Genomic DNA, 22,164 nt, shown 5'->3' on the forward strand with positions numbered 1-22,164 from the left:
CGGTTTATGGATAAAATCATTATTACAACTTTCACAGATCCCATGATGGGCCTTACATACGAATGTGAGCCCATTTATGACAAATTGCAGGAGTATTATGGAGATGCCTTAGAATTAAAATATGTGATGGCAGGCCTTGTAAGAGATGTTTCCGACTTTATGATTCCAGATGAACTCGCTCTTCCTGCGAAAGAAGGAATTAAGAAATATAATAAAAGACTTGCCGGTATATATAAAAGTGAGGAGTCCATTGGAGGACTCCCCATAAATATGAAAGGCTTTCATCTTTTTGATGAAGAGCACCGCTCCTCATATCCTCTTAACATCGCCTATAAAGCTGCTCAGCTTGCAGACAATGAAAAAGCGGACTTGTTTCTATATAATCTGCGACATGCTACTGTTTTAGAAGCCAGGCAGACTACCTTGACCACAGAAATACTTAATGTTGCAAAGGATACAGGGATTAATACTCCCCTGCAATCTCCACATATTCTTTCATGCTATTCACAACGATGCCATTATTTAGGATCCTGGCATTAAAATCCCCATCTCCAAAATCCATCACATGTCGAAGATTGATAGTTAAATCCTTACTCTCCGCAATTTTCAAAATCCATTTTGCACAGTTATTTCCACAGGCAGAAGCATTAAACACTTTGCCTGTTTCGTCAAATGCCATTAGTATCAGAGTTTTTACACCATCCGACAGTTCCTTGGTTGAAATAGGTCCAAGGACTGGACTCTGGATAAGTGAGGACCAACCACCTCAGATTTATCCACATCCTTTATCATCTCAACTGACAATGAAGCTGTAATCCAGTTATCTTCATAGGTATTGTCAAAATATGTCGGTGGATGATATATAGTATTGTCCGCGTCTCCAAATACAATGCTTAACATACGTCCACCTCCCAACTATTGATATAGTAATTTTACCATAATATATACTTTTACCCGACCATCATCTAATATCTGAGAATGTGTTATCTCAGTCTCATCATCTAGTGTTAAATGTGGATACATCATAATTTATGACCTCCTGAAACTTCGAGCTATAGCAGCTTTTGGATGTCACTTTATCATTTCATAATTACCATCCCTTTTTACCATAAGCTCCATATCAGCTTTCTTTGTATACTCCAGGCATAATCTCACATTTCTCATATCGCTGTAGTCAACAAACTGTTCTGATTTTTCCCGGGTGTTACCACTCTTCTGCTTGCGGTCTATCAGCCTTTCTCGGAGCATATCTTCATCTGCTTTTATGGCAATCGTGAAATCTGCCGCTTCTGATAATCCATTCCATCCAGGCTTATTAAGAAGCAGATAGTTACCCTCGAGAATCACTATGTCTGAGTCTATGGTGATGGCATTTTCAACTGGATTATGGAGATGTCTGTCATATGTCGGCCAGTTGCATGTTCCTTGTCTCATTACTTTTTCAATCTGAGCCTTTAGCTTATCCAAGTCGAAAGTCTCAGGGCACCCCTTCACATCGACCATGACTACTTCTTTCCCATCCAACATCATGGTGTGGCTTTTAAGGTACTCCTGCCTTCTGTGAAAGCCATCCATTCCAATTGCCTGTACCTTATACTCAGGTATTGTCTCTTTTGATAAGAATTCCAAAAAACTGACAAGTGTACTCTTTCCCGTCCCCGGAGGCGCAGCCAACATAACAAGGACTCTTTTCGATTTTGCTTTCCTGATCCTGGATAGTTTATGCAAAAGAGGCTTGAATATCTCGTCAACTGCCTTATCATCAAAGTCCGCTTCAACATCTATACCATTTATGTTTACCTGATACTTCATATAATCCTGAACCTCTTATCAGATCCGGTGGCTTACTTTTTCAAATGCCATTCTGGGATCATTATCCTCATGAACATAAATTGTTCCACAGTAGCTAAATCCAAGCTTCTTAAGCATGTTTTGCATCACAATATTATCACTGTGAGTATCTATTCTAAGATGACGGCATTGTTCAAGAGCCCACCTGATACAAAAGCTCCCCGTGCCTTTCTCGGTTCCATCTGAAGCTATCCTATGGACAACTCCGTAATTCTCATCACCGATCCAGTTACCATCATCTATCTTCTCATATGTAGGTTCTACATTTTTGCCATGATTATAGTAAAAAGTGCCAATGATCCTGCCATCATCATTCTCGCAGGCATAACTGCAACCTTCTTTTATATCTTCCCTGATCAGATATTCCGGCGGCCAATTAGTCGGACCCCATTGGTTGGGATTACCGTGTTCAGCCATGAACTTTCTGGCATGTGCATATATTTCCATGACTCTTTCTATATCATTATCAGTTGTTTTTCTTATCAACATATGTCCTGAGTTCCTTTAATCTACTCATTACTCTTCCTCCGTTCCAAGGCCATAGTTCAGCATTTCATTGTACTTGGCGTTTGCTTCCTCTGCAGCTTTCTTGCTATGCCAGCTGTCGATATCGCTGCAGATTGCCAGCATCTCATCAACCACCAGCTCAGCTGTTCTTGGTTTCACGTTATAAAGATAAGCCAGCATCCTGTCCATAGCCTTTGGGCTTCCAAGCTGTTTTGCTATCTGCTCACCAAGCTCTTTTGGGAAGCCGAGCTTTGATACAGCAGATACCAGTTCATCACGTTTCCTGGACCATTCAATCTGATTCTCTGTCATCTTTTGTACCCGCAATCTGCCTTTTCAGGTCCATCTACTCCAGACTCGTAATGAGCCCTGAATTCCATATTTATCTCACGGATTTCCTTCTTACCATCAATATAATCCTGGTACATATCAGCAAGCCCTGACATGCATCCATCACATGAACCGCTTATATTTCCTATAGACTCTGCAACTATCTGTTCACGCTCTTCACGTGTTGTATCTTTTATAAGAATTGATTCCATACTAAAATGCCCTCACATATCCAATCTCTGTATATATCATTCCATGCTTCCCACGCTCTGATTTCATAAGAGATATTCCATTCACCCTCATCGGATCGCTCTCCTGAAACTGTGGTAAAAAGGCCTTGTCTTTTGTACAGTCAGCTTTTCGTATAAGCGTGACATGAGGCATGAACTTCTTTCGGTCAAAAGGAATCTCTTCATCCAAAAGAGCACTTCTGAGCCGTTTGACATAGTCTCTTAAATTTTCATTTTCTTCAAAATCTGCAAAGAACATATCCTTAAATGGCCTGTAACCACTAAGTTTCACAGAAAATGATCTGAGTGGGACTTTCTTCATGACTTCTTCTATCTGCTCCGGATCATCATACTCTCCAATGAAAGCCAATGTCATGTGCAGGTTCTCACGAGAAGTATAGTTACCCTTGACTCCACTTCTTGTCAGGTCATCCTGGATCTCATTAAGAGAATCCAGCATATTTTCATCAAAACAGATTGCTATGAACAGTCTCATCTGCAGCCATCTCCTTTATATTCTTACTCCCACTTTTTCCATATTTCAGGCTGATACTTTATACCATGTTCTTTAAAAAAGCGTTCTGCTTTTTTCGTGTCATTACTTTTTTTAGTTCCAAAAATCTGTATATTCATCAAATAAGTATTCCTTCAAAATGATCTATCTCATGCTGGATTATCTGTGCTGTGAATCCATTGTATTTTCCATGTTTGGGCTGAAAGTCCTGATCTAGGTAATCCACCTCGATCTCTTTATACCTGGTGCATGGTCTCACCCCATCCAGGGAGAGGCAACTCTCTTCTGTCTGATATTCACCTCTCTTCTTTGTAATGACAGGATTTATCATAGGAAATACAAAAGGTCCCATTGCAACTACTATGATCTTTTTCTTAACCCCGATCATGTTTGCTGCCATACCTACACATCTTTCCTGATTAGCTCTTAATGTATCAAGCAAGTCTTCCACAACCTGCTTATCCCTTTCTGTTGCCGGCTCTGCCTTCTGCTGTAAAAAGAACTGGTCCCTGACTATCTTTTTTACCATTTCTCAGACCTCATAATCCAGGCAGCTTCTCAACTTGGTATATGGTCTTACCTTTGAGTCAGCCTCTGCCACATGCGCAGGATGAACTGCATAGTTTTTTAATGCTTCTTCACTTTCAAAAGTTGAATCAAGCATAAGGTCAGCATTTGATGATGCAAGTCCATTGATGTTGACCTGGATATCAACTATCCCCGGCACCTTTGCTTTTAGTCCCTCAAGACCTTCCTTTATGTCCTTTTTTATATCATCTTTTTGTTCTTTGGAAAACTCATCTTTCAATGTCCATAAAATTACATGTTTTACCATATATTTATTTTTCCTTCCTGTTACTTATAAATTCTGCTATTTCCTTTATATCCTCCGAAAGCAGTACTTTCTCAAAGTACTCTCTCCTTCCAAATTCTGCGCTTAGTATATTATCCAGAACTGCCTTTAATGGTCTGTAGTATCCGTCAGTGTTATAGAGAACAATCGGTCCCTTGATTATTTCCAGACTTGAGAGCGACATTACCTCGGTAATCTCATCCAGAGTGCCGATTCCTCCCGGAAGAGCCACAAACACATCTGCAAGCTCAATCATCTTAGACTTTCGTTCTGCCATTGATTTCGTCTCGATAAGCTCCGTCAGACCGGTATGTTTCCTTGCCTGGATAATGGCCACATCAGGGATGACTCCTATCACTTTCCCTCCGGCTTCAATAACTGCACTGGCCACAGCACCCATAAGCCCTTTGTTTGCGCCTCCATATACAAGAGTATGCCCGTTCTCCCCAATCCATTTTCCTAAAATTTTTGCAGATTCGATGAATCTTAGATTATTACCACTGCTTGATCCACAATAAACTGCTATATTCATCTTTTATCACTAGTCCTTTTTTCTTTTTTCAAATATCTCCTGACTCTCTCAAAATCAAGTCTTTACACATGTGTCTTATTGCATACAACTATTTTACACTTACTAATACCATATCTGAACATGCATCCTGAAATTTTTATATATGATTTTTCAACTTCTTCATCCAACTTTACATTACCTGTATGTTTTATAAATAAGTTCGGCAAAAATAAAACAAAGAAAGCTTCCAAGCAGCATACACCATATAGTAATCAGATTTCTTTCTCCTATCCAATATCCGTATACTAATCCGAGCATACTTACTGCCATCCCCAAAATGCCGCCGAGGACAAGTGCTCCAAAGCCTCTTAGAAGTCGCACTTTGGGGAGTCTTCTGTCGAGCTTTGCAATTCTTTCAGAAACAAGCTCTGCTATTCCGATTATCATGAAAATAGCCGGTATTACTGAAATTACAACGATCCCAACTAATCCCCATGAAGAAATGAAATCCGGTTTTACAGCAAAACACCTTGCAAGACATACTATGTAAATAATCCACCCCACGTTGCCCGGAATGTCATAAGCTATCCATCTTACATCTGAAATCTCTGTTACATATATCCTGTCCTCGCAGGGCTTCCACGGAATACAGCGGTTTACCTTAGTCTTATATGTCTCATATTCAGCACCATATAAATCCAAAAGCCACTTCTCTTCCGAGTTTATAAGTGTGATTGTCATAATAATCCAGTTTATCACAGGCAAGACAAGCATCCATATGTTATGCCACATAAGGGTGATACCTGCAAAGGCAATCCACCATCCGCTGTACATTGGGTTTCTGACCCAAGCATATATTCCGTTTGTCTTAAGCTTATTGCTCTCTATATGATCATCCATATCTGAACGAACCGCACCGATAAACCATATAAATATGCCTGATATTATCAGTAAGGCTCCCATTATCCTGAATACTATTACCCAGGGCGTTTCCAATATCCAGATTTTAAACACATATCCAAACAGTATGATACCTATCAGTGTAACTAAGCCCATCCCAAAGATCATATATGGCCCTATTCCAAATAACGGTAGCTTTTGCCCATCCTTGTTATAATTCTTTAACACTTTTCAAGTCCCTCTTTCTATAATCTCAACCCTATAAGCCAATATAATCCTCCAACGATTGCCGCAAGTGGAATTGCAAATGGAATCAGCTTTAAAAACTTCCATTTTTTTACATTCACGTTATGCCAGGTATCATTTAAGTCTTCGGTGCACTCAATAAGCCACCAGTCAGACATAGCAACCCAAAAGGTATCAATAAATAACCAGTCAAAAACTCCGCCCCCAAAAACAAGACATAAAATTGCAGACTGCAATCAAAATAACTCCTTACTTCCATAAGAACATATTAAATCAGTGTACATATCCAAGCTACTAAAGCAGAGATCGCCGGGAATACAACCAAAAGCTTAAGTAGCTGGCTTTTTATGTTAAACCCATACTTCCTGCCGTGGTTTACGCTTTCAATTTCCGGGAAATAAAACTGAAAGAAATGAAACTTTAGTAAAAGAAAGTAGTCAATGCAAATCATGTCAAAGAGCTTATATAATGTGAAAATCATTACAAAGCGCAAAAAGAATTGCCAAAATGAATATTCACATCTAAAACTGTCCCAAACAGAGATGACCAATGCTCCTATTATCATTACTACACTAAAAATCATTAGCATCCATCCTATAGCCTTGGCTCCATAAAACAGCTCCTTATCCCTTGGCTTTAATACTTCCCTAAATTCTTTTGGTGCTGATGAAAACAGCTTTGTATCCTGAATAAATGCAACTCCGGCAAACATCATAAGTGCGACTGCTGCACATACTACTATTGCTAAAAATATGGTTAATAACATATCTATTCCTCCGAAATCACTCCTTTATGAGATCATACATGTGAAATCGTTTATATTTATAATCATAAAAGGCATCTGCTATGTCCACCATTCATACCATTTACCATCATCTTTCCAAGAAAGCCTTCCGGTTTTCTTGTCTGACTCACATAATCTTTAAAAAGTCCCATTTCTTACTTCCTCCCCATTAAAATAGCTGAACCTGATAATCCCATCCAGGTTGACTCCCATTTAGTCATGAACATTCCGCTTGTTGTATCTACAAGTTTTACATCGTCATATCCCATGTCTTTTAGCTTCTGTACAAATGCCTGCATATCACCGTATTTTACCTTTGACATAATGTCATGGATTGCGAATGTACCGCCCTTCTTTAAAGTGCGTAATGTCTCCAAAAGGATCGCCTGTCTGTCACTGCTTGGAATATTGTGATATACATAGTTGCTTGTTACTACATCAAAGGTCTCATCTTCAAAAGGCAGTTTACATGCGTCTCCCTGCATAAAAGAAGTATTGTTTACACCTTCCGCTTTAGAATTGCTCTCACAGAGATTTTTGCTGAATGAAGCATACTCCTTCCCCCCCATCTGTCAATTCCTGTAAAAGACGCTCCTGGATTCTTCTTTGCACAGGCTATCGTAAGAGCTCCACTTCCGCATCCAACATCAAGCCCCTTTCCACCAACAGGAATGCTTACATAAGAGGCGACCCCTTCAATAATCTGTTTTGACATCTGCCGCTTTCCGTTGTAAGAAAAAGCTCTGTACATCAAATACATCCATATCGTCACGACACAAAAAATAACTGTAATGATCAAAAGCACAATTCCAATAACTCTTTTTGCGCTTCCTTCCGGCACTATTGGAGACACCCCTAAAATAAGAAAAAGAACCAGTGAAGCTATTGTTCCGCATCCGGTTCCCATCACCATACCCTTTGGCATCCAGTTTTTATAATCTGCTTTCATACACTTTTTCCTCCGCTTCTATCCATATATATCGCCATTATAACTCTTTTTGTTAGTCCTTGCTAACTATAATTTTAAAATAGATAGGGACTGCATTTAAGCAATCCCCATCTATTTGATGAAATCTTATATTATTTTATATATGAGAAAAGTATTCACTTAATAAAGAAGGTATATATTCATTGTTCTAAACAACAGCAAATCTGTAAGACCAGGCTATCGCCAGCAATAGTAAATAACTAATCGTCATATGAATCAAATTGGAGTAGAATAGTCTGAAAGATAGGAGGATACTATGATTACACGTGACGAAGCATTTACACTTCTTAAGCAATATAACAAAGATTCCTTTCATATTCAGCACGCTCTGACTGTAGAAGCTGTTATGAAATGGTATGCTAATGAACTCGGGTATTCAAATGAAGAAGAACACTGGGGTATCGTTGGATTACTCCATGATATAGATTTTGAACTTTACCCTGATGAGCACTGCCTTAAAGCCCCCGAGCTTCTCAGAGATGGCGGTGTCAGTGATGATATAATCCATTCCGTTTGCTCCCATGGATATGGAATAACTGTCGGGAACGGAACCACAATAGATGTTGAACCTACCTTAGAAATGGAAAAGGTACTCTTCGCTGCGGACGAACTTACCGGATTGATCTGGGCCGCTGCCCTTATGAGGCCATCAAAGAGTACAAAAGATATGGAGCTCAAGTCTCTGAAAAAGAAATACAAGAGTAAAGGATTCGCTGCCGGGTGCTCAAGAGAAGTCATAGAAAGAGGCGCCACCCAGCTTGGTTGGGAGCTAGATAAACTTCTCACCATGACACTTCAGGCAATGCAGGCATGTGAAGATACAATAAATGATGAACTTGCTGCTGAACACATCTCAAGTAAAACAGCTTAATCCGTCTACACTAAAGCGCAGCCGATGTCTATGAACACCAGCTGCGCCTTTGCTTTACGTTAAAAAAGTTTTCTTCCAAGCCATATACAGATAGCTTACTTAATTTCGTCCGTGGTTCCATCTTTCTTTACCACTTCCAGTCTGCAGCCAAGTCCAAATGCTGCAACTGATCCGGCAATCAATGCCCACGGAGCTGCTGCAAGTCCTATTATGCCACCGACTATACCTACATTTACAGGGACACTGAACACAACTTCATTGCCTTTCTTGATCTGTACTCTGTCCACGTTGCCCTCTTCAACTTTCTTTTTAAGCTTATCCATTGCCTCTTTGATATCCTCACTGATATCTTTTGTATCAGGCTGAATGAGCTTAATTGCAGCATCGGGATCTCCGTCTGTCTTTAACAGTGCTTCTTTTGCAGCTTTATACTCAACCCCTGTCTGTTCCATTACCTTTTCAATTGCTTCTAATGTGATATTCATGATATTCTCTCCTTTCATCATGTACTCATGCACGGCTGAAAAGACTTACCAACCCTACGATTACAAGTATCGGAAGTGCAATATATATTAACCCGCCAAACAGCATTATCATCAATATCGCAGGCAGGAATACGATATACAGCATCACCTTCATGATGCTCCAGGATGCCCTGAATGCGAATCCTATAAGCTTTCCAAATATACCGAAAAATAAAACCATAAACAACAATGTCATCATAACACTCACCTCTTTCGCACAACATCATCAGTTACTACTTTTTCTATCCATCGGTTTTTCCTCTTTCTATCTGTTTACAAACTTTTATATTTTTCTGTTGATGATATCATTATAGATGTGCCCGTTCTTAGTTTACATAATTACTTCAGTGATATCGGAACGGTTATTTCACATTTTCAGCAAATTAAAAAGGAAAGCATCATGTCAACCTACGCTATTTCTGACCTTCACGGGCAATTAAGCACCATGATGTCAAGATAATTCTGCTGCGACAGTCTGGTAAATCAGGTAGTCCTCTTCACTAAAGCTGACTATGGTTATCTCCATGTCATAGTCTGAATTGGCCTCAAGCCACTCCTTTACAGTCTTAAGGGCAACTCTTGCCGCGTCCTTCTTGGGATAACCATAGACACCTGTAGATATCTCAGGGAAAAGCAATGCTGTGAAGATTGTTTGCTTTTGCCACTTCAAGGCTGTTCCAATAACAGTTGTGAAGATCTAATAAATACATCAAGAGGAACAAAACCTCTTGCCCCCTCATAAAAACATACTTTTTTATAACACATCCCGGTCATCCCCTGACCGGGTTCTCCCTAAAACTATGCCGCAGTTCGTAAGAGCTACAGCTTTATATATATCCACAGCATCAATGTTTAAATAAACCAGCTCTTCACTGTAGCAATCTCCTGAATATATCCCTTATCATCATTTGGTGTCTCAAGGATAAAAGGGAGTCCGTCGAATACCGGATGCGTCGCTATCCTCTTCATGGCATCCATGCCAATGAATCCCTGCCCCAGCTTTTCATGACGATCCTTTGCAGCACCGCATGCGTTCTTACTATCATTAAAGTGAACTGCTTTGAGTTTGTCCAGACCTACAATCTTGTCAAACTGCTCCAACACCCCATCCAGGTTATCTACTATATCATATCCCGCATCCCAGATATGGCATGTATCAAAACACACACCAAGCTTGTCGTTCAACTCTACTCCCTCGATTATTGCTTTTAGCTCCTCAAAGTTTCTACCCACTTCTGACCCTTTCCCCGCCATTGTTTCCAGGAGCACTGTTGTTTTCATCTGAGGGAAAAGAGCTTTGTTCAATCCTTCAACTATCTGTTCTATGCCTACGTCTGCCCCCTGACCGGTATGTGAACCAGGATGGAAGTTATAGTATTGTCCCGGAAGAGACTCCATCTTCTCAAGGTCTTTCTGCAGCATATCCAGCCCGTTAGCTCTTGTTTCCGGATTGGATGAACACAGATTCATTGTATAACTGCCATGAGCCACGAGCTTCCCAAATTTATTATCCAAAAGGACCTTGGATAAAGACTTCACATCCTCAGGATCTATCTCCTTTGACTTCCCTCCTCTTGGATTTCTGGTAAACCACGCAAATGTATTTCCTCCAAAATCCAGCATTTGATGGCCCATGGCTTCATATCCATTTGTAACTGTCAAATGACAACCAATATAAATCATAATTGCAAATCTGCTCCAGTTAAGTTCTAAACATATTCTCTAAAATACATTATATCTGCCTTTCCAGTTCACCTAAAGCACCTTTTCACATCTCATCCATCTCATCTTCAAAGTCCAGCCACGCATCCAGCCTGTCATCTTCTCTATCCCGGCGGAGCTGTTCCTGACGGCGGTCGAACTCCTTCTTCTCTTTCCTGCTCATGCTGCCTACCAGATCCTTGTACTGCTTGTCTGTTAATCTAACGTCTTTATCTCTTTTTCCAAAAAACATAGAATTCACCTCTCTTTCCCATCATGGTTCATCTAAAATCTTTAACCGCTTTTCCTGAGTGCTTATCCTGTTCAATAGTCGCTGACACACCTCCTGTAACAAAACTGTTATAGCTAGAGCCATTGCCAGTACAGTAGCCAGCACTTTGAGAATTATTCTCTTTATCTTTATATTATACTTGTCTTTATGCTTCAGATAATGCCTTATAGTGACAACAATTACTGCAATTATCAGTTCAAACATAAACAGCATGTGTTTCACCACCTTCCATAGAGGACACAGGGCAGGAAATGATATATGATCATCCCCCGCCCAAACTAAATTGTTAATCTATATCCCCATACCAGCCGGGTAATGTGTACCCGTTTTCTCCCTCCGGAAGTCCTATTACATGAAGCTCATCACAGGAGTACACCCATCCTTTACCTGATCCCGAGTACGAGCCTGTGCTTTCGCCAGCATAACTTCCTGATCCGCTGCTTGATGTTGACTTATGATTAGGGACTCTTCCTTCACCATACTTGCCTGCTGCTTTGATTGCTTCAGGAGTAAGGTTGCCATCAGCCTCTAGTTCATCAAGCCACTTCTCCATATGTTCTTTTTCCTGCTGCTCTCTCTTGGCGCGCATCTTCTCGTAATGCTCATGCCAGTCATAGGCCTGAGCTGTAATGCTTGTTGTTCCAAGGATCAGCAATACAATAGCCATTGTAGACAATGTAATCACTATTCTTTTCATAACCTTCACGTCCTTTCTCAACTTTCCTCTATTATGCCTTGGCAGTCTCTCAAAAGAGACATATCACCGCATATGACAAGTACCTCGTTCCAGCACATTTCTATTTCTTCAGGAAGCTGCTCGATATCTTCAAATCTTCTTATTACAGCAAAGTCCTCATAACCGGTAATGTCATTGAAGCCATTTATCTCTCTGTCTTCCTGATCAAAGATGTCCTGCATCTCTTCAGAAGCTTCACCGCAGAATGCTATGTTTTTGCAGCCTCTCGTGAGGATGTCATCAGCGATATTTTTTATTAGCACCTCATCTTCAAGTTCATCTGCTATAATGATTACAGTGTAACTGGAAAGATCATGAAGCCTTTTTCCGGCGATAGCTCTTTTACTAATAAGGCTGTATGTGACATTTGATGTGATCTGTTCCGGATATATATGCTGTAACATTGGACACCTCCTTGTTGTACAATAATGTTTGTTGTTATCTGTTGTACTCATCTTACAAAATATAGAGTCCAATAATCACACCAGCTACATATTGTGGTTTTAGTGAGATTTCATTTGTTTTCACCACAATATATGCTATTTTTAGTATCATAACATTAAGTTGAAACGGAGAATAATATGGGAAATAAAGAGCCAAATATTGATGATTTCTTTAGACATACGGAAGCTATTTCCAAGAAGATGCATGAATACATGGCAGGAAAAAGCTTCGATGAGAAATTTGCCACAGCCATGCTCAATGCAACAGATGCCGACAGCAAATTCAAGGCTGACGTAGCTATGAAGCTTTCAACAGTTCTTAACATGATAGAAATGCTTGTTGAATACGTAAACAAACCGGTAAAGAAAGAGGGCATCCTTCAAAGAAAGCTTGATGGAACTGTCATGCTTGAAGATACCCATGTTCCGGTTGGATCTCTGGTAGAATACTGGAAAGATGAAAAATGGAATGTGGGAAAGATTGCTCAGAATCCTCAAACCAAACAGCTTTCCATTATTGATGTTGTTTCAAACAAAACTATGGTAGACAAGATTGAACAGATAAAGGCTCGGGTCAGATAGTACCAATTATCAATTAAGATACTTGTTCAGGGAAAATAGCTGCCTTTTAGCATCTTCGTAGCCAAGCCAGTACAGATCACCGAGTTTATCCATGTTACCTTCAACACGCTTTACTGTAACATGTTCTGAAGGAGCTATTACAAATATCCTTCCTTCTTTTTCAAGCTGGTCGATCTCGTCGCATTCTTTGTTATAATCAGAATTCATATTTTCAAGCTTTGATGCGAACTCAGGATAGTTTTTATAAAAGCGCTGAGGCATTCCCGATTTTTTAACTTTTTTTCTGTAGCCTCTTTCTCTTGTCTTGATTACCACTATATTCTCATATCCCTGCTCCATGGCCCATCTGTATGGGATATGGCAACTACATCCACCATCAAGGCACAGCTTCCCATCTACTTCCACCATCGGAGATACATACGGCATTGAAGCAGATGCCTTGATAGCAGATAGGATATCTCTGCATTTTCCCTTTTCAAAATAAACCGTTTTGCCGCTCCTGCAATCAGTCGCAACAGCCACAAAACGCCTGGCCGGATCATAGAATGTTCTTTCATCAAGCTTATCCAGCTTGTCATTAGGCTGGATGGCAAAGTCAATATTAAGCGGACTATGCGCATGAACAAGAGCCAGCGCACCGATATAATCAGGATCATGTCTGAATTCAAGGTTGCACCTGGCAGACCGTCCAACCTGGCCTGCAGCATAGTTTAGTCCTGCCATAGCTCCTGCACTAACTCCAATGACGCACTCAAAGTTCAGGTTGTTTTCCATGAAAAAGTCCATTACTCCCTGATTGTAGAGTCCACGAAAAGCGCCGCCCTCAATCACAAGGCATCCTTTGGTAAGTCTTCCTCTTGCATGTCCTTCCGGTATATCATTTAATTTTTCATATACTTTTTTGGTAATCATCAAACTAAATATCCTTTACATGTCCCGTCAAAGTCTTTTCTCTATTTCTTTAAGGCTATTACAGAAATCTTCGTCGTTGTGGTCAGAAACATGATATAGAAATTCATGGAACGGCATTACTTTCACATCGTTTACTTCTCTGGCATCAAACTTAAAGCCGCCCTCAGGCACTTCTACTCTGCACATAAAAACAGAAACAAGAAGTCCTGTTCCATCATCCCAGTCAACAATATTCTCAAATCCAAGCTTTAGCTCATCAGCAGGAACTGTTATATCAAGTTCCTCTTTTACCTCTCTTGCAGCTGCTGCCTCCGGAGTCTCACCAGCCATTACAGCTCCGCCGGTCATGTCCCATTTACCAGCATAATATTTTGCCTTCAACGATCTCTGCTGAACAATATACTGCCCTTCGCCTTCCCCAGGCTCTGGGCTGTCAGCTGTCTTCATAATAATAAGCACATGCCTGTAATATTCACCAGGCTGTTTAGGATCATGCTTAGGCCTACTGATTCCTGTAAATATTCCATCCCTTGTAAAAATGTCTATATATTCCAATTTTTCTTCCTCTTTAGTGTCATATCAAAGGTATTCCATGAAAATCATGGGATGTGCAGTACAGAACGGAGTCTGCATTTTTTATAACCATCTTTTCATTTAAATCTTGAAAACAACCATTCCTTAACTTCTTCGTCCTCCCCTGCCGGTACCCAGCTGCAATGAGGATTGATGCCAAACCTTTCTTTCAGTTCACCAACTTTATACTCTGTGTAATGTAAATCCGGGTGTATATCCTTTAGTTCATCATAAATATCTCTTGAACCCAAGTGTACAGTATTCCCATCAGTCTTATAGGATGCCTTTACTATCATGTCATCTGCAGCGTGGATCATCCATATTGATGTCTTTGTCAATTCCCTCAAGTTCTCCCATCCTGTGGCACCACATATTGGGACTGCTGCAGCAAAAATGTCAGGATGATATTTAAGAATTTCAAAACAGCCTACTCCACCGGCACTGTAGCCATGAATATAGATTCTTCTGACATCAATGTTTGGATACCGTTCCAAAAGTGATCTGATCAAGCTGCATATCTTGTTCTGCGTCATGAGATTGGACCAGCGATTGCCCCGATTACACTGCGGAGCACAAACATAACAAGGATGTTTTTTCTGCCATTCATCCTTTGCGAAAGATGTTCCAATATCATGCATGGTCAGCTGAAGATCATTATCGTTCCCGAAAGCATCTGCTCCATGAAGATACACTACAAGTGGAACTGCATCGCGACTATCTGGTATAAACAGCCTATATAGCAGGCTCCCAGAATAATCAAACGTTTCATATATGAATTTGTCACATAAATCTTTATTTCCTTGGGATGGAACATCCCAGTCAGATGATAATTTCATAAGCATTTAAAAAATTTATCTTGCATTTTCAGTAACTGTTTCAAGGAATATTTTCTTGTCAAACGCTCCTCGCTTATCAGCTTTCTCTTACGTGGCTGAGATACTGATTCTGATGGATGTCTTTTTCCAATATCCTTTGAACGGGTATAGCCTAATATCCTATCCAGTAATCCCATACTCTTTTATTTCCTCACTGCCTTTTCGATTCAACGCTCTATATGCTATCTACAGATGCATCTCATGTTTAGCACGATTCCTATAATATGCTTTCAGCACCTATAAATCTCTTTAAACCCTATACTCTTCAAATACCGGTATGTACCATCATAGTACTCCGGCAAACGAGTCTCATCTTCCCAGAATCCAGTCTTGGTCTTATTTGCATGCAATTCTCATATATTTCACAGCAAAGCATCCTTCCACTCATCTTCTTTAAAACCGGTAAGAACTCTGTCACCACTTACAAGCAGTGGCCTTTTCACAAGCATCCCGTCCGATGCAAGGAGTCTGAACTGTTCATCCTCGCTCATGTCTGGCAGTTTCTTTGAAAGTTCAAGATCCTTATAGATTTTTCCGCTTGTATTAAAGAACTTCTTAAGCGGAACTCCACTCTTCTTATAATACTCCCTGAGAACAGCCTCATCCGGATGCTGCTCTTTAATGTCTGCCTGCTCATAACTCACGCCATTATCATCAAGCCATTTAAGGGCTTTCTTACATGTAGAGCATTTCGAATAACAGTATACTTTGTTCATAGTTTTCTCCTGATTACCAAGTAGTCAAAAGCACAGTACAGATCTGTTTCATATTCATCGAGATACATGTCATGGCTCATGTTCTCATAAAAGTCCTTCCACTCTTTAATCTGCAGCATTCTCCTATTATAGCGCTTAAAACTTAAGATTATCTCCCAACACCGGGACTTTGCTTGCAAAGAAGGAAAACTCTCCACTATCTAGGAGATTCCCTTCATCATCAGTCACTCTGATATCAAATACAAGAATATGCTTTCCGGTCTTGAGTTTCATACATTCGCAGTAAATATATTCAGTATTTACCGCAGGCAAAAGAAAATTCAGATTAGCCGAAACTGTGGTAACATAATATCCGCTCATGCTGCCTGTAGCACCTGCCATGGCATCAACAAAAGACAAAAGTGCCCGCCATGGATGCTCCCATAAGAATTATGAAGTCTGGTATCACATTTTATCCTGGACTTGCTGTAAGTCGGACTTAATTCCATCACCTCAAAGCCTATAAATTTGTTATATTCATTTGCATAAAGCTCAGGTATTATCTTCTCCCTGATTGCTTTTTCTTTTTCTGTACGAGCTTTTCTCATTCCTTTTAATTTCTCACAATGTCTGGACTCCCTTTATCCAACCTCTCCTGTTTCTTCGCTGATTCTTATTATACTGTCTCCCATAAGTGGCATGACAAGCATATTCATTCCTCAGGTTTTTCTTCTCTACCACTAAGCCTTGAGTCAAATATGGCTTCTTCTATGACTTTGACGCACTCATCCGGATTCTTCTTAATATCTGTTCCCCAGAAACGCATTACCGTCCAGCCCTCAAAAAGAAGCTTCTTGTTAATTTCATTGTCACGTTCACGGTTTCTCGAAATCTTACTTATCCAGAACTCACTGTTATTGCTTTTCTCCAGTCTGGGTTTTAATAATTCCCAGTCCTTTCCATGAAAAAACTCGCCATCACAAAATATGGCAATCTTATACTTTGTGATGACTATGTCTGGGTGTCCTGGAAGTTTAGCGTAATTTTTCCTGTATCTGTACCCTTTCTTCCATAGGGCCTTCCGCAGGATGACTTCTATTCTGGTATCCTTGGACCGGATGTGTTTCATATTTTTCGTGCGCTGTTCTTTCGAAAGTACATCAGCCATTCTTATACCCATCAGCAAATATCTGCCGCTCTTTGACCAGTCCCAGGAAATCCTCAACCGAGTATAACCATGACTGCTGTTTCTCAGAATATGTTGCATGAATTTCTTTAGGAACAACAAGCTGTAACTTACGGCTTATCATTTCATTAGTCTGATTCTCGCTAATAGCTCCTTCAAGTGTTATGAGATGCTTTCTCTCAATTCTATCTGCCTCCTCAAGAACCTGCCTCCACCTGTCTTTAGCAGTAGTCTTGGCACCAAGCATCGTAAGCTGTGTGGCAGGATAATTCACATCACGGTAATAATCTATTGAAGGAAAGATAAAATCAGGTTTGGATTTATTCTCTGTAACAGGAGTATGGGAATATCTTATTTTATGCTCAGCAAATAACGCTTCCAAATGATTCTCAAATGACAGACCCGCCCTTGATTTTCTTCTGTTATTAACGGAGAGCGAAAACTGGATAAACGCATCAACATCAACATCGTCTCCAGTTTTGAATCCAACCATAAGACGTTCCTGTATCAGATACCTCTCCATGCACTTAAACATTTTTTCTTCCCTGTCAAACCACAGCAAAAGTGCACCATCAGGATCATGAAGCGGATCTGCTTCAACCGTTTCTCTTGCAAACTTGGAAAATTCTCTCGTAGATGGAAACGCATTTCCAAACTTGGCAACAAGCATATCTGTATAATCTTCTTTGTCATCCTGTGTTTCAACTCCAATGGCATACAAAATCATTCTGGCTGTAAACGACACCTTGTCAGATGGCTGTGATGTCATATCAGTTTTGGCGACAAACTGGTTCGGATTTTCATCCGGTCTTACGTCAAAGAGCCAAAAAAGCTGGTTCTCAATTATTGAGTCTTTTCTTGCAATGATCTCAAGAACCGTTCCGTCAGCTTTAAGGCAAATAAAAAGTGAATCTTCTGCAACAGCTGATTCTGTGACGGTATTTGTAGGATAATACAGTCTCCATTCTGTTCTAGTAGGATGATTAAACCTGGCATCATACCATGTCAGCTCACCATCCGCAGAAATAGTACTGTCATCATCTGTAACATAAATAAAATGCGTTGGTATGCTTATTTTCTGCTCGTCTGTTCCAAACATTTTCTTAAGCAGACTCACACCATTATATTCATGCTGGTTGCTTACAGCGGCATCGGCTTCAACTGCCGAGAGGCGCTTCACAGCAACAGCTTTAAAATACTGATTTAAATATCCCGCTTCCATACATTCCCCCTAAGTTCTCATACAACTGCCTGTATTTTCTTTTTGGCGTTGATTTCAGGGATATCCCCATCAACTCCCACAGCCATAAGCTTTTCTGCTTTCACAGATACATTATTATGCTCTGCAGCCGCATCAAGTTCTGAAATCTTAGAGCATATAAGCTGTGCCACATTGCTCATAAGAGGAACTACTACAGAATTGCCAAACTGTCTGTATGCCTGTGTATCTGAAACAGTAATTTTAAAAGTATCAGGAAATCCCTGCAGGCGGGCACACTCTCTTGGCGTAAGTCTTCTTGGATTTTTCCCTTTCTGGGCAATGAGAATCTCTGATCCATCTTTATAGTATCTGGCACTTAGTGTTCTTGATATTCCATCAGGATCCGCAATGCCATATCCGAATCCATTACCAGCCGCCTTGTGCTTTGCAGCATATCCCTGAAGATATGTCCATAGCTTGTCTGACAATGTATACTTGGAATCAACCTCTGTCTCAAGGATATCTTTCATGACTGGTTTTGGATCAATCTTCTTTATATCAAAAGAGAATCCTATATCGCTGCCATAACGCTTTCTGTCAAAACCAACGATGATAATTCTCTCCCTGTGTTGGGGAACAAAAGCCTGCCCATCAATAACCTGGTAGAAAACCTCATAATCCAATTCATCAAGTGATTCCCTGATTACCCGGAATGTCCTTCCCCTGTCATGACTGCAGAGATTCTTAACATTCTCAAGCATAAACGCTTTAGGCCTTTTAGCTTTTAAAATCCTGCACACATCGAAGAAAAGAGTCCCTTGTGTCTTATCTTCAAATCCCGTTGCTCGTCCCATGCTCTGTTTCTTGGAAACACCAGCAATTGAAAATGGCTGGCATGGAAAACCTGCAACAAGAATATCGTGATCAGGAATCTCATTCTCATCCACTTTGGTTATATCTCCCTCTGGCTGTTCTCCAAAGTTTGCAAAATAAGTCTGCTGACTGTATTTATTCCATTCGCTGGAGTAAACGCAATGGCCACCTGCACTTTCATATGCAAGTCTCATACCACCTATACCGGCAAATAGATCTATGAATGTGAAGTTTGCATTTTCAGGAATTTCTTCCTTGTTCTGATTATTTATATACTGCATGATTGCAGATGAAACCACATCCTGCAGTGATGAATTTTCATTGGTGTTGCAGCCAGTCAATGCCTCATAAACAGCATCATCAAGTCTGACATGTAATTGCTTTGCCATATCTTACTCCTCCCCGGGTATTATCCCATACCAATTCTATCCCATTATAGCAAATTCAATTTCTTACTACAATATATTGGGGACATTTATGGTATATGATAATTCCCTGCACAAAATGTTGAATACACTACAAAAGCCTCCTTCGTATCACATGTATTCTGTTATATCCATCATAAAAAAAATAAGAGTCCGATAATCACCCCAGAATATGTTGCGGTTTTCGGACTCTATTTCATGCTGAATATACAATATGTAGTTTTTATTCAAATAGACAGCTATCTATTTCTTTATTATCTCATCAAAGCAGGCTTCTCCATCTGAAAGGTCTAAATGACGCACAAACGTGGCATGCCTAGTCAGTTCGGAATATGCTATACGGTCGGTGTTACAGAATATCTTGCATAAGGGTCTGATTCCATAACTTGAAAAGATCTCGACATGCATTCATTTTTCAATATCATTTACATTTTCATTAATAAACGCATTCCGATAATACCTGGAATATGACTTAATGTTTTTATCAATTTCCTTATTATCCATCTCTTTTAATCTAATCCTTTAAAGTTTCAAATGCCTACCACTTCATTATGGTAATATCTCTTATTATTCCAAAGCATTCCCTTATCATGTTGTTGGGCAGATACCATGGCACTGTATAGGCTGCAATTCCATAAACATCCGCTTCCGTAAGCTTTTTTGCCAAATGTATTCCGCGGAAAACATGGAAATTATTTGTCACAATCCCAATCGACTTTAGTTTATCTGACTCCCCACCAGTAGTTCCGATGATATCCAGTGAATTTGCTATATTTTCTGTTGTGTCCATGGCTCTTGTCTCTGCTATGATGCGGCCCGCTTCAACTCCTTTTGAGATTAGATACTCTTTTCCTCCTTCTCCCTCGGTAACGGATTCATTTCTTCCCTGCCCTCCTGAGACAATGCATATTGTCTCGGGATTATCCAGAAGATACTCATATGCCTCATCAAGTCTGTACTTAAATATGATACTCGGACCGTTTTCTCTCATCTGAGCTCCAAGTACAACGATATAGTCAAGATCTTTTACTCCCTTGTCACCAAAGTGGCTTAACATTGCCGTCATGCAGACAGTAAAGACAATAAGCGCCACAATAATAAAACAGTAACAGGCTCCTCTTAGTACTGCCGGCACCTTCATCCATCTGTCATCACCGGCAAAGAACCATGCACATCCGAATAATGCTGCACCCACCAGCCATATAGCAAAAGAAAAGGTTCCACTTCCTACCATGTATATGCTCACAGAATAGATCAGGCATATGACCGTGAGTACGCAGAAAATGGCTCTCAAGTATTTCACAGTAAATCTTCCTTATCCCTTCATTTATATTTCAGAACAGGTTCAGCTGTTCATAGTCGCTTTTTCTATTAAGCTCAGGCAGGCCAAGCTCTTCTTCCACGTCCTCTGCAGTTTTATCAGCATAATAATATCTTCCGCACATGCATTCATTATACCTTATCTGTAATAATAAAAAATTAATAATTTGTTCAATTGAAACAATAGTCTGATAAGATGTTCGAAACATACATTCGATAATCATTCATGAGGATATGCGTATGGACAACAATTATAAGATCATAGCCGTTGATTTCGATGGTACTCTCTGCTACAGTAACTGGCCGGAACTTGGTAATCCCAATACCAGGCTTATCAGCTATCTGTTAAAAGAAAAAGCGGCAGGAAACAAGCTCATACTCTGGACTTGTAGAGCCGGAAAAGCTCTTTCAGATGCTACCGTTTGGTGTCATGAACAGGGACTTAGCATTTCACAAGTGTTTGGGTTGCACTCCAAAAGAAGCTTAACCAGCTTATTGAAACCATAAATAACTGTATCTGTCTTGTCATCTTCGTACTGGTCAAATTCAGTCATCCCCAACAGATCAGATGGCATCTGAAGTGTCACTCCCCTGAAATCGATATCACTGCCTTCATTGTTGGTACCATATGAATAACTGCCTCCAAGGCCCAGCAACATTATTCTATTTCCAAGTCTTTCATTTGTCCGGAGGAAATCATACTCCTCCGAGTTCATTAACTCCTTAAAATCCATTACAATTTAAAAACTCGTTACTTAACAATGTACCCATACAACCTTTGCCCAAAATGGAAACCTTCTCAAACAAAATGACTTCTATCCTGAATATCCACATCCAGGCCCTCATCATATAGCAGCTTCTCTATATGCGTAGCTGCATAGTCACCAATTCCAAATACTTGCCACTCCCATCTCTTTTGACGGGCAAGAAGAACAAGCAGCCCCACGTTATCAATTCCCATATTTAAAAGACATTTGATATTATCGGAACTAAGGCCTTTAATACTGCCAAGATCGTAATACACCTGCTTCGACTGTTCATATTTTGCCATAAGCAACCTCTCCACTCCTGGCAATAAGCTCCCGCCACTCCCATGGGTTCACTTTAGGATTTCCACACCACCAATACTCAACTGCAGTACGCTCCTCAAGTGAAAATCCCGGAATATCATTCTTAAAAAGTGGCAGAAATCCTACTTCATTTATGTAATCAATTGCATCCTGAACTGTATGCAGGCATTC

At 40.1% G+C, this 22,164-nt stretch carries 37 protein-coding genes and 3 pseudogenes; 3 read left to right on the forward strand and 37 right to left on the reverse strand.

The annotated features are described in order from the left end of the window. Positions 1 to 6 precede the first annotated feature (6 nt). Complete coding sequence (locus tag J6O61_RS07170; protein WP_292211318.1) at positions 7 to 540, forward strand: DsbA family protein; 534 nt, start codon at positions 7 to 9, stop codon at positions 538 to 540. On the opposite strand, the pseudogene J6O61_RS07175 reads toward J6O61_RS07170, so the two are convergent. The 15 genes and pseudogenes from J6O61_RS07175 to J6O61_RS19455 all read right to left on the reverse strand — a co-directional run bounded on the left by J6O61_RS07175 (position 464) and on the right by J6O61_RS19455 (position 7,675). Next, positions 464 to 804 (reverse strand): annotated as a pseudogene (locus J6O61_RS07175) (DUF4869 domain-containing protein). The gene J6O61_RS07170 and the pseudogene J6O61_RS07175 overlap by 77 nt on opposite strands. Positions 805 to 1,071: 267 nt before the next feature. Further along, entirely contained in the window at positions 1,072 to 1,812 is a 741-nt protein-coding gene (locus J6O61_RS07180; RefSeq protein WP_292211319.1) for a nucleoside/nucleotide kinase family protein, read from the reverse strand. Positions 1,813 to 1,830: 18 nt separating this feature from the next. Then, complete coding sequence (locus J6O61_RS07185) at positions 1,831 to 2,340, reverse strand: GNAT family N-acetyltransferase (RefSeq protein WP_292211321.1); 510 nt, start codon at positions 2,338 to 2,340, stop codon at positions 1,831 to 1,833. Positions 2,341 to 2,367: 27 nt separating this feature from the next. Next, positions 2,368 to 2,670 (reverse strand): hypothetical protein, encoded by a 303-nt coding sequence (locus tag J6O61_RS07190; protein ID WP_292211323.1) that lies wholly within the window; start codon positions 2,668 to 2,670, stop codon positions 2,368 to 2,370. Then, positions 2,667 to 2,900 carry a purine biosynthesis protein PurH gene (locus J6O61_RS07195; RefSeq protein WP_292194150.1) on the reverse strand — a complete coding sequence of 78 codons (234 nt, stop codon included), beginning with the start codon at positions 2,898 to 2,900 and terminating at the stop codon, positions 2,667 to 2,669. The genes J6O61_RS07190 and J6O61_RS07195 overlap by 4 nt, the downstream gene beginning before the upstream one ends. Before the next feature lies 1 nt (position 2,901). Further along, positions 2,902 to 3,414 carry an RNA 2',3'-cyclic phosphodiesterase gene (gene thpR / locus J6O61_RS07200; protein WP_292211325.1) on the reverse strand — a complete coding sequence of 171 codons (513 nt, stop codon included), beginning with the start codon at positions 3,412 to 3,414 and terminating at the stop codon, positions 2,902 to 2,904. A 50-nt stretch (positions 3,415 to 3,464) separates the two neighbouring features. After that, positions 3,465 to 3,551, reverse strand: a pseudogene (locus J6O61_RS19585) (arsenate reductase family protein); the annotation flags it as partial. Continuing rightward, positions 3,551 to 3,961, reverse strand: a complete 411-nt coding sequence (locus J6O61_RS07210; protein WP_292211326.1) for a peptide deformylase — start codon at positions 3,959 to 3,961, stop codon at positions 3,551 to 3,553. The pseudogene J6O61_RS19585 and the gene J6O61_RS07210, both read right to left, overlap by 1 nt. A gap of 3 nt (positions 3,962 to 3,964) precedes the next feature. Continuing rightward, positions 3,965 to 4,267: a Dabb family protein gene (locus J6O61_RS07215; RefSeq protein WP_292211328.1), complete on the reverse strand. Its 303-nt coding sequence runs from the start codon at positions 4,265 to 4,267 to the stop codon at positions 3,965 to 3,967. A gap of 4 nt (positions 4,268 to 4,271) precedes the next feature. Next, entirely contained in the window at positions 4,272 to 4,817 is a 546-nt protein-coding gene (locus J6O61_RS07220) for a TIGR00730 family Rossman fold protein (protein WP_292211330.1), read from the reverse strand. A gap of 174 nt (positions 4,818 to 4,991) precedes the next feature. Beyond that, positions 4,992 to 5,924 carry a methyltransferase family protein gene (locus J6O61_RS07225; protein ID WP_292211332.1) on the reverse strand — a complete coding sequence of 311 codons (933 nt, stop codon included), beginning with the start codon at positions 5,922 to 5,924 and terminating at the stop codon, positions 4,992 to 4,994. A gap of 17 nt (positions 5,925 to 5,941) precedes the next feature. Further along, a complete protein-coding gene (locus tag J6O61_RS07230) occupies positions 5,942 to 6,178 on the reverse strand; it encodes a hypothetical protein (protein ID WP_292211334.1) in 237 nt (78 codons plus the stop codon). A 32-nt stretch (positions 6,179 to 6,210) separates the two neighbouring features. Next, the gene (locus J6O61_RS07235; protein WP_292211336.1) at positions 6,211 to 6,708 is read right to left on the reverse strand and encodes a hypothetical protein; all 498 of its coding nucleotides are present in this window, start codon (positions 6,706 to 6,708) and stop codon (positions 6,211 to 6,213) included. Between the two features lie 173 nt (positions 6,709 to 6,881). Then, complete coding sequence (locus J6O61_RS19450) at positions 6,882 to 7,295, reverse strand: class I SAM-dependent methyltransferase (protein WP_330613741.1); 414 nt, start codon at positions 7,293 to 7,295, stop codon at positions 6,882 to 6,884. After that, positions 7,226 to 7,675, reverse strand: a complete 450-nt coding sequence (locus J6O61_RS19455) for a hypothetical protein (protein ID WP_330613742.1) — start codon at positions 7,673 to 7,675, stop codon at positions 7,226 to 7,228. Before J6O61_RS19455 ends, J6O61_RS19450 begins: the two co-directional genes overlap by 70 nt. Before the next feature lie 295 nt (positions 7,676 to 7,970). On the opposite strand from J6O61_RS19455, the gene J6O61_RS07245 reads away from it, so the two are divergent. After that, on the forward strand, positions 7,971 to 8,585 hold the full coding sequence (locus J6O61_RS07245) for a hydrolase (RefSeq protein ID WP_292211338.1): 615 nt from the start codon (positions 7,971 to 7,973) through the stop codon (positions 8,583 to 8,585). 95 nt (positions 8,586 to 8,680) lie between these two features. On the opposite strand, the gene J6O61_RS07250 is transcribed toward J6O61_RS07245, so the two are convergent. The 8 genes from J6O61_RS07250 to J6O61_RS07285 form a co-directional block, all read right to left on the reverse strand. Beyond that, entirely contained in the window at positions 8,681 to 9,070 is a 390-nt protein-coding gene (locus tag J6O61_RS07250) for a DUF4342 domain-containing protein (RefSeq protein ID WP_035764832.1), read from the reverse strand. A gap of 25 nt (positions 9,071 to 9,095) precedes the next feature. Then, the gene (locus J6O61_RS07255; protein WP_292144375.1) at positions 9,096 to 9,308 is read right to left on the reverse strand and encodes a hypothetical protein; all 213 of its coding nucleotides are present in this window, start codon (positions 9,306 to 9,308) and stop codon (positions 9,096 to 9,098) included. A 252-nt stretch (positions 9,309 to 9,560) separates the two neighbouring features. Further along, positions 9,561 to 9,779, reverse strand: coding sequence for a macro domain-containing protein (locus J6O61_RS07260; RefSeq protein ID WP_292211341.1), 219 nt, complete (start codon positions 9,777 to 9,779; stop codon positions 9,561 to 9,563). Positions 9,780 to 9,961: 182 nt separating this feature from the next. Further along, complete coding sequence (locus J6O61_RS07265) at positions 9,962 to 10,792, reverse strand: deoxyribonuclease IV (RefSeq protein ID WP_292211345.1); 831 nt, start codon at positions 10,790 to 10,792, stop codon at positions 9,962 to 9,964. Between the two features lie 85 nt (positions 10,793 to 10,877). Beyond that, a complete protein-coding gene (locus J6O61_RS07270; protein ID WP_292211348.1) occupies positions 10,878 to 11,072 on the reverse strand; it encodes a hypothetical protein in 195 nt (64 codons plus the stop codon). 12 nt (positions 11,073 to 11,084) lie between these two features. Then, the gene (locus J6O61_RS07275; protein ID WP_292211351.1) at positions 11,085 to 11,315 is read right to left on the reverse strand and encodes a hypothetical protein; all 231 of its coding nucleotides are present in this window, start codon (positions 11,313 to 11,315) and stop codon (positions 11,085 to 11,087) included. 73 nt (positions 11,316 to 11,388) lie between these two features. Beyond that, a complete protein-coding gene (locus tag J6O61_RS07280; RefSeq protein ID WP_292211354.1) occupies positions 11,389 to 11,799 on the reverse strand; it encodes a hypothetical protein in 411 nt (136 codons plus the stop codon). A gap of 17 nt (positions 11,800 to 11,816) precedes the next feature. Beyond that, a complete protein-coding gene (locus J6O61_RS07285; RefSeq protein WP_292211356.1) occupies positions 11,817 to 12,242 on the reverse strand; it encodes a hypothetical protein in 426 nt (141 codons plus the stop codon). Between the two features lie 177 nt (positions 12,243 to 12,419). Between J6O61_RS07285 and J6O61_RS07290 the strand changes: the two genes are divergently transcribed. After that, entirely contained in the window at positions 12,420 to 12,863 is a 444-nt protein-coding gene (locus J6O61_RS07290; protein WP_292211358.1) for a hypothetical protein, read from the forward strand. A gap of 9 nt (positions 12,864 to 12,872) precedes the next feature. On the opposite strand, the gene J6O61_RS07295 is transcribed toward J6O61_RS07290, so the two are convergent. From J6O61_RS07295 to J6O61_RS07360, 14 genes and pseudogenes are all read right to left on the reverse strand, one after another. Then, positions 12,873 to 13,775 carry a patatin-like phospholipase family protein gene (locus J6O61_RS07295; protein WP_292211360.1) on the reverse strand — a complete coding sequence of 301 codons (903 nt, stop codon included), beginning with the start codon at positions 13,773 to 13,775 and terminating at the stop codon, positions 12,873 to 12,875. A gap of 27 nt (positions 13,776 to 13,802) precedes the next feature. Beyond that, positions 13,803 to 14,330 (reverse strand): NUDIX domain-containing protein, encoded by a 528-nt coding sequence (locus tag J6O61_RS07300; protein ID WP_292211361.1) that lies wholly within the window; start codon positions 14,328 to 14,330, stop codon positions 13,803 to 13,805. Positions 14,331 to 14,425: 95 nt separating this feature from the next. Next, positions 14,426 to 15,190, reverse strand: a complete 765-nt coding sequence (locus tag J6O61_RS07305; protein ID WP_292211362.1) for a prolyl oligopeptidase family serine peptidase — start codon at positions 15,188 to 15,190, stop codon at positions 14,426 to 14,428. Positions 15,191 to 15,585: 395 nt separating this feature from the next. Next, positions 15,586 to 15,939, reverse strand: coding sequence for an arsenate reductase family protein (locus tag J6O61_RS07310; protein ID WP_292211364.1), 354 nt, complete (start codon positions 15,937 to 15,939; stop codon positions 15,586 to 15,588). Continuing rightward, on the reverse strand, positions 15,936 to 16,058 hold the full coding sequence (locus J6O61_RS07315) for a hypothetical protein (RefSeq protein WP_292211367.1): 123 nt from the start codon (positions 16,056 to 16,058) through the stop codon (positions 15,936 to 15,938). The genes J6O61_RS07310 and J6O61_RS07315 overlap by 4 nt, the downstream gene beginning before the upstream one ends. A 16-nt stretch (positions 16,059 to 16,074) precedes the next feature. Then, a complete protein-coding gene (locus J6O61_RS07320; RefSeq protein ID WP_292211370.1) occupies positions 16,075 to 16,320 on the reverse strand; it encodes a PaaI family thioesterase in 246 nt (81 codons plus the stop codon). Next, positions 16,296 to 16,526, reverse strand: a complete 231-nt coding sequence (locus tag J6O61_RS07325) for a hypothetical protein (protein WP_292211373.1) — start codon at positions 16,524 to 16,526, stop codon at positions 16,296 to 16,298. The genes J6O61_RS07320 and J6O61_RS07325 overlap by 25 nt, the downstream gene beginning before the upstream one ends. 104 nt (positions 16,527 to 16,630) lie before the next feature. Further along, the gene (locus tag J6O61_RS07330; RefSeq protein WP_292211376.1) at positions 16,631 to 17,086 is read right to left on the reverse strand and encodes a very short patch repair endonuclease; all 456 of its coding nucleotides are present in this window, start codon (positions 17,084 to 17,086) and stop codon (positions 16,631 to 16,633) included. Next, positions 17,079 to 18,326: a type II restriction endonuclease gene (locus tag J6O61_RS07335; protein ID WP_292211379.1), complete on the reverse strand. Its 1,248-nt coding sequence runs from the start codon at positions 18,324 to 18,326 to the stop codon at positions 17,079 to 17,081. The genes J6O61_RS07330 and J6O61_RS07335 overlap by 8 nt, the downstream gene beginning before the upstream one ends. Positions 18,327 to 18,343: 17 nt before the next feature. Then, complete coding sequence (gene dcm, locus J6O61_RS07340; protein WP_292211381.1) at positions 18,344 to 19,567, reverse strand: DNA (cytosine-5-)-methyltransferase; 1,224 nt, start codon at positions 19,565 to 19,567, stop codon at positions 18,344 to 18,346. Between the two features lie 574 nt (positions 19,568 to 20,141). Then, on the reverse strand, positions 20,142 to 20,906 hold the full coding sequence (locus J6O61_RS07345; protein ID WP_292211385.1) for a YdcF family protein: 765 nt from the start codon (positions 20,904 to 20,906) through the stop codon (positions 20,142 to 20,144). 460 nt (positions 20,907 to 21,366) lie between these two features. Continuing rightward, positions 21,367 to 21,657: pseudogene (locus J6O61_RS07350) on the reverse strand (DNA polymerase beta superfamily protein); the annotation flags it as partial. Between the two features lie 65 nt (positions 21,658 to 21,722). Continuing rightward, positions 21,723 to 21,974, reverse strand: a complete 252-nt coding sequence (locus tag J6O61_RS07355) for a hypothetical protein (RefSeq protein ID WP_292211387.1) — start codon at positions 21,972 to 21,974, stop codon at positions 21,723 to 21,725. Further along, on the reverse strand, positions 21,961 to 22,164 hold a 204-nt coding region (locus J6O61_RS07360; RefSeq protein WP_330613744.1), incomplete at its 5' end, for an AlkZ-related protein. The genes J6O61_RS07360 and J6O61_RS07355, both read right to left, overlap by 14 nt.

Source organism: Butyrivibrio sp. (assembly GCF_017635265.1).
Taxonomy (GTDB): Bacteria; Bacillota; Clostridia; order Lachnospirales; family Lachnospiraceae; genus Butyrivibrio.